The organism is Streptomyces sp. NPDC030183, from assembly GCF_055573455.1.
On record NZ_JBVIBK010000017.1, the window covers coordinates 211490 to 217642 of the forward strand.

Below are 6153 nucleotides of genomic sequence, written 5' to 3' on the forward strand. Positions count from 1 at the left end.
GCGCTCCTCAGTTGGCGCTCTGCGTCGGGGTGGGGCCGCCGCCCGGAGCGGGCACCGCGAGTGCGGCGAGCCGGTCGACGGCTCCCGCGACGGCCTCGGGGGGCAGCAGGCCGGGGCCCCTGCCGCGCGCGAAGTCCGCGAACGTCTCCGCGGTCGTGTACCTGGCCCGGTACCCGAGCGTCTCGCGCATCTGGTTCGTGGACACGACCCGGCCGTGGGTGAGCAGCCGCAACTGCTCCGGCGAGAAGTCCGTGACCCCCAGCGTACGGACCATCGAGCCGACCCAGCTGACGGCCGGCATCAGCAGCGGCACCGTCGGCCGGCCGAGCCGCCGCGCGCACTGCGACAGCAGCAGGACCCCGTCACCGGCGATGTTGAACGTGCCGCTGTTGAGGGTGCCCCGCGCCGGCTCGTGCGAGGCGATCCGCAGCACCTCGATCACGTCGTCCTCGTGCACGAACTGCAGCCGGGGGTCGTAGCCGAGCACGGTGGGCAGCACCGGCAGCGAGAAGTACGAGGCGAGCGGGGAATCGGCGCTCGGCCCGAGGATGTTCGCGAACCGCAGCACGCACACGGCCACATCGGGCCGGCGGCGCGCGAAGCCCCGCACATAGCCCTCGACCTCGACGGTGTCCTTCGCGAAGCCACCGCTCGGCAGCGACTTGGGCGGCATGGTCTCGGTGAACACGGCCGGGTCGCGGGGCGCGGAGCCGTACACGTTCGTACTGGACTTCACGACCAGACGCTTGATCAGCGGGGACTTCTGGCAGGCACCGAGCAGCTGCATGGTGCCGATGACATTGGTCTCCTTGAGCGTGGCCCGGCCGCCGCTGCCCAGCGGGGTGCCCGTGACGTCCAGGTGCACCACGGTGTCGACGTTGTGCTCGGCCAGCACACGGGCGATGGCGGGGTGGCGGATGTCGGCCTGCACGAAGTCCGCGCCGCCCAGATGGTGCTCCGGCGGCACCGCGTCCACCGCGATGACACGGTCCACATCCGGGTCACGCTGGATCCGACGTACGAACCGGCCGCCCAGCTGACGGGCCACCCCGGTCACGAGCACGACCTTCCCCAAGATCAGCGCCTTCCTTCCCAACGTCGGCGCCCGTAGGCGTATCTCCGCTCGTCCTGTGCCGAGTTCCCCGTGTGCGGCCACGTTAGCGGGTTGTTGTTGCGCTGTGATGACTGCGACCCCGCCAACGACCGGCAAAAACACTGAGACCCCCCACCGGAATCCGGTGGAGGGTCTCAGCAACGCGCTCTCCACAGCGCTCGCACAAGCGAGCAAGGCGTGCGGCGCCCGTAGGGGACGGGCGTCCGCCAGGCCCCTCTTCAGGGGCCGGGCCGCCTTACTTCTTGTTGCGACGCTGAACGCGGGTGCGCTTGAGCAGCTTGCGGTGCTTCTTCTTCGCCATCCGCTTGCGCCGCTTCTTGATAACAGAGCCCACGACTACCCTCGCTCACTTCTCATCACTCGGTGTTTGGGCGCCATGGGCCCATACGACCTACGAGGGGCCAGCCTACCCGCCCGAGCGCTGAGGTCGTAATCGAGGGTGAACCAGGGGTATCCCGGACGCCCCGCGGGACCTCCGGGAACTCCCGGACCCGATGACCGTCAGGCAGTCTCCACCCCCACATAGCTCTCGCGGAGGTACTCGTGAACCGCTTGCTCCGGCACCCGGAAGGACCTGCCCACCCGGATCGCCGGCAGATGACCGCTGTGCACCAACCGGTACACGGTCATCTTCGACACTCGCATCACCGAGGCGACTTCCGCCACGGTAAGGAACTGAACCTCGTTCAGAGGCCTCTCGCCAGCTGCAGCCATGACACACCTGAACCTTCCGCACTCGACGGCCACCGGCTTCCCCTTCCGGTGACTCTTCGTCGCTGCGTGCTCACTCCCCAATGTAGGGGCGGGTGATGCGAGTGGGGAAGAGGGGATGCCATCGGCGGCCTACTGTGACAGACACGCCCGATTGAGTACGTAGCGGGTCAGCGGTCGGTAGTAATCAGACCGCACACCGTCATCAAGTGGAACGGCGACGGACACGCGCCCCTCCGCCTCACCCACGAAGGGCGCCGGATCGTCCGTGTCGGCCAGCCCGATTGCCTCGAACCCCAGCTGACCTGCACCGCAGACCCATCCGTGGTCTCCGATGACGAGTTCCGGGAGGGGCCCGCCGCCCTCCGCGGCGGCCGCCAGAACCGTCCGAACCGGCAGCGGGGAATGCGTGTGCACGCCGGTCGCACAACGGGAGCGCGAAGCGGTCGCCTCCCGTACCACGGAGACACCTCGTACGTAGTCGAGGTTGTACGTGCGTAGGCCGAACCGGGTCGTTATGTCGACACGTCTACCCGTCGCTGGGGTGAGGACCTCACATCCCGCCGCCGACAAAGCGTCCGCCAACGCGCCGTAGAAACCGATCAGCCGATGCGGATGCCCGGTGCCGAGGAGCACCGGTCCACCACGGCGAGCGACCACCGCGAGCCGCTCCGCGAACCGGTCCAGCGCCGCCAGGGTGCGCCCCGGGTCGATCACATCCTGCCCGGTCGTACATCCCGGGTCAGCCGAAACCCCGCACTTCCGCGCCATCAGATCGAGCACATCCCGCTGCCGCCAGGTCAGCTCGGGATCAAGTCCGATCAGAAACCGAGGATCCCGAGCGGCGAACAGCCGGTAGCTCCGCAGGCTCGACTCCCGCGAGGTGGCCACCCTGCCGGCCAGCCCCACCGCGACCAGATGAGCCCGCAACGCCCCCGCACTCCACACACCCCGATGCTGACGCACCAGCCCCACGCCACCACCGGAATCCCTGGCCGAACCACACAGTTGGCCTAACCACCCTCGGCCCAACGGCACTCGGCCTGACGACCCCCGCCCGACGCGCCGCCTTACGGCCTCGCCTCGCGGCCCTCGCCCTATGGCCCGCCCTACGGCAGCAGCCCCCGCAGCGGGAAGACAGCCTTGCGCGCGGCCAGCACCGCCTGGTCCAGCCGGTCCGCCGGGTCGTACCCGGCGTCCCACCCGGCCCACTCCACGGGCCACCGCCCGTCGGTCATCCGTACCGGCGCCAACTGCCGCGTACGGGCGAAGACCTGCTGCCGCCACTCCTCGGGAATCATGGTCTCGGGGGCGATCTCCCGTCCGGCCACGATCCCGACGAGATGCGTCCAGGAGCGCGGCACCACGTCCACCACCGCGTATCCGCCGCCGCCGAGCGCGACCCACCGCCCCTCGGCGTGCTCGTGCGCCAGGTCGTGCAGCGCCACCTGCACCGCCCGCTGCGCGTCCAGCGACACCGCCAGATGCGCCAGCGGGTCCTCGAAGTGCGTGTCGGCGCCGTGCTGGGTCACCAGCACCTGCGGCCGGAAGTCGGCCAGCACCTCCGGCACCACCGAGTGGAACGCCCGCAGCCACCCCGCGTCCCCGGTCCCGGCCGGCAGCGCGACGTTCACGGCCGATCCCTCCGCCGAGTCCGCCCCCGTCTCCTCCGGCCAGCCGGTCTGCGGGAACAGCGTCCGGGGGTGCTCGTGCAGCGAGATCGTCAGCACCCGCGGGTCCTCCCAGAACGCGGCCTGGACCCCGTCCCCGTGATGCACGTCCACATCCACGTAGGCGACCCGCTCGGCGCCCAGCTCCAGCAGCCGGGCGATGGCGAGAGAGGCGTCGTTGTAGACGCAGAACCCGGAGGCGCCGCCCGGCATCGCGTGGTGCAGGCCACCGGCGAAGTTCACCGCGTGCAGCGCGTCGCCACGCCACACGGCCTCCGCCGCCCCCACCGACTGCCCGGCGATCAGCGCGGACACCTCGTGCATCCCGGCGAACGCCGGGTCGTCCATGGTCCCGAGGCCGTACGAGCCGTCGGCGCTCCCGGGGTCGGCGGACGCGGCCTTCACCGCCGCCACGTAGTCCTCACGGTGCACGAGCCGCAGGGTCGACTCCCCCGCCGGCTTCGCCGAGACGACGTCCATCTGCCGGTCGAGCCCGAAGGCGCTCACCAGACTCCGGGTCAACGCGAGCCGGACCGGATCCATCGGATGGTCCGGACCGAAGTCATAGCCCGTTACTGCCTCGTCCCACATCAGCTGTGCGCGGCCGCTCATGCCCGCCACCGTATCGGTCCGGTTCAGTCTCGAACGACCGGGCGTAGACCAACGTCACCAGTACCAACGCCATCGGTACGAGCATCGCCCCGCGATAGCTCCAGGCGTCCCCCAACGCCCCCACCAACGGAGAACCGATCAGAAAGCCCACATAGTTGAAGATGTTCAACCGCGCTACGGCCGCGTCCGAAGCACCCGGGAACAGTCGCCCCGCCGCCGCGAACGTCTGCGGGACGAGCACGCACAGCCCGAGCCCCAGCAACGTGAACCCGAGCATCCCCACCCAGGCCCCCGGCGCCCCCGCCACCACCGCGAACCCGGCGGCCGCGATCACCGCGCCCGCCCGTACGACGGCCGCGGCCCCGAACCGCCGCACCCCGAAGTCCCCGATGGACCGCCCCAGCAGCGTGGTCACCATGTAGACGTTGTACGGAACGGTCGCCAGCTCGTCCGAGCTGCCGAGCACATCCTCCAGGTACTTGGCGCTCCAGTTGGAGACGGTCGAGTCCCCGATGTACGCGAAGCACATCACCAGACACAGCGGCAGCAGCAGGGAGAAGGCGACGCGTCCGCCCGGGGCAGCGGTGTCCGCGGCCTTGTCCTCGGGCCCGCCCCCGTCGACGTACCACCGGCTCCCCACCAGCGCGGCCGGCAGCAGCACGAGGACCACCGGCAGATACGACACGAGCAGCGGCAGATCCCAGTGCGCCCCCACCCACGCCAGCGAGGCCCCGGATATCCCGCCCAGGCTGTACACGGCATGGAAGCCGAGCATGATGCTCCGCCCGTACGACCGCTGGAGGCTCACCCCGAGCATGTTCATCGACGCGTCGAGCGCCCCGACCGCCAGCCCGAACGCGGCGAGCGAGACCCCGAGCTCGACCATGTGCTCGCCGGCCCCCACCCCGAGCAGTGCCAGGAGCACGACGGGCTGCGACCACCGCAGCACCCGGCTGGCGGGGATCTTCTTCACCAGCTGCTCGGTGCAGACACTGCCGACACCGGCGAGCACCGGCACCGCGGCGAGGAAGGCGGGCAGCAGCGCGTCGGAGACCCCGTACCGGTCCTGAATGGCCGGAATGCGCGTCACGAGCAGTGCGAAGGCGACGCCCTGGGCGAAGAAGCTGAACGCCAACGCGGCCCGGCCCCGCCGCAGCACATCTGTCATGGCCGAACAGTAGGGGCCGCCCCCTACTCATGGGTAGAGGAAGTTGAAGATTGCTCAACTAAGCAGGGGGAGCAGCTCCCTCATGTCCGAGAAGTGCCCCTGGACCCCGGTCAGCTTCTCCGCCGGCGTCATCGCCGTGAACCCGTACACGTCCATCCCTGCCGCGATCCCGGCCCGCACGCCGAGGGGGCTGTCCTCGACCACCGCACACCTCTCCGGCGCGACCCCCATCCGCTCGGCCGCGTACAGAAAGAGATCGGGCGCCGGCTTCCCCCGCCCCACATCCTGCGAACTGAACACGAGCCCATCCCCGAACCACCGGTCGAGCCCCGTCGCCCGATGCCCCACCCGGATCCGCTCATGACTCCCGGACGACGCCACGCAGTACGGCACCCCCTCCGCCACCAGCTTCTCCAGCACGTCGACGACCCCGGCGACCGGCGTCAGCTCCCGCTCGAACGCCTCGAACACCCGCGTGTGGAAGACCTCGTCGAAGTCCTCGGGCAGCCGCCGCCCCGTCCGCTCGTGGATCACCTCATGGATCCGGTGCATGGCCGACCCCATGTAGTCACGGATGGACTCCTCGTAGGAGGTGGGGTGACCGAGCTCGGTCAGATAGGCGGCAAGGAGCCGATTGGAGAGGGGCTCACTGTCGACGAGCACACCGTCGTTGTCGAAGATCACGAGGTCGTAGCGCATTCGAGCACTCTACGAACCGGACGCGTGAACCGCTAAACGCAGAAAGCCCCCGCCGGTTTCCCGGCAGGGGCTTTCTCAACAATTGTTCGGCGGCGTCCTACTCTCCCACAGGGTCCCCCCTGCAGTACCATCGGCGCTGTAAGGCTTAGCTTCCGGGTTCGGAATGTAACCGGGCGTTT

At 69.8% G+C, this 6153-nt stretch carries 7 protein-coding genes and 1 rRNA gene; all 8 read right to left on the reverse strand.

Going from position 1 to position 6153, the window contains the following annotated elements; genetic code table 11:
• Positions 1 to 7: 7 nt before the first annotated feature.
• A complete protein-coding gene (locus ACZ4Z2_RS21965; protein ID WP_468078312.1) occupies positions 8 to 1075 on the reverse strand; it encodes an NAD-dependent epimerase/dehydratase family protein in 1068 nt (355 codons plus the stop codon).
• A gap of 274 nt (positions 1076 to 1349) precedes the next feature.
• Positions 1350 to 1448, reverse strand: coding sequence for a 30S ribosomal protein bS22 (locus ACZ4Z2_RS21970; protein ID WP_003948845.1), 99 nt, complete (start codon positions 1446 to 1448; stop codon positions 1350 to 1352).
• A gap of 167 nt (positions 1449 to 1615) precedes the next feature.
• Entirely contained in the window at positions 1616 to 1828 is a 213-nt protein-coding gene (locus ACZ4Z2_RS21975) for a helix-turn-helix domain-containing protein (protein ID WP_004984898.1), read from the reverse strand.
• A gap of 129 nt (positions 1829 to 1957) precedes the next feature.
• Complete coding sequence (locus ACZ4Z2_RS21980; RefSeq protein ID WP_468078324.1) at positions 1958 to 2773, reverse strand: phosphatase; 816 nt, start codon at positions 2771 to 2773, stop codon at positions 1958 to 1960.
• A 161-nt stretch (positions 2774 to 2934) separates the two neighbouring features.
• Entirely contained in the window at positions 2935 to 4107 is a 1173-nt protein-coding gene (locus ACZ4Z2_RS21985; RefSeq protein ID WP_468078313.1) for an acetoin utilization protein AcuC, read from the reverse strand.
• Complete coding sequence (locus ACZ4Z2_RS21990) at positions 4058 to 5275, reverse strand: MFS transporter (RefSeq protein ID WP_468078314.1); 1218 nt, start codon at positions 5273 to 5275, stop codon at positions 4058 to 4060. The genes ACZ4Z2_RS21985 and ACZ4Z2_RS21990 overlap by 50 nt, the downstream gene beginning before the upstream one ends.
• Positions 5276 to 5329: 54 nt before the next feature.
• Positions 5330 to 5974 carry an HAD family hydrolase gene (locus ACZ4Z2_RS21995; protein WP_468078315.1) on the reverse strand — a complete coding sequence of 215 codons (645 nt, stop codon included), beginning with the start codon at positions 5972 to 5974 and terminating at the stop codon, positions 5330 to 5332.
• Positions 5975 to 6058: 84 nt separating this feature from the next.
• Positions 6059 to 6153, reverse strand: a 5S ribosomal RNA gene (gene rrf, locus ACZ4Z2_RS22000); the annotation flags it as partial.

Bases quoted from the DNA above. Each gene is read 5' to 3' on its own strand.
- ACZ4Z2_RS21975 (WP_004984898.1), bottom strand. From the start codon at position 1,828: ATGGCTGCAGCTGGCGAGAGGCCTCTGAACGAGGTTCAGTTCCTTACC.
- ACZ4Z2_RS21985 (WP_468078313.1), bottom strand. From the start codon at position 4,107: ATGAGCGGCCGCGCACAGCTGATGTGGGACGAGGCAGTAACGGGCTAT.
- ACZ4Z2_RS21995 (WP_468078315.1), bottom strand. From the start codon at position 5,974: ATGCGCTACGACCTCGTGATCTTCGACAACGACGGTGTGCTCGTCGAC.
- ACZ4Z2_RS21990 (WP_468078314.1), bottom strand. From the start codon at position 5,275: ATGACAGATGTGCTGCGGCGGGGCCGGGCCGCGTTGGCGTTCAGCTTC.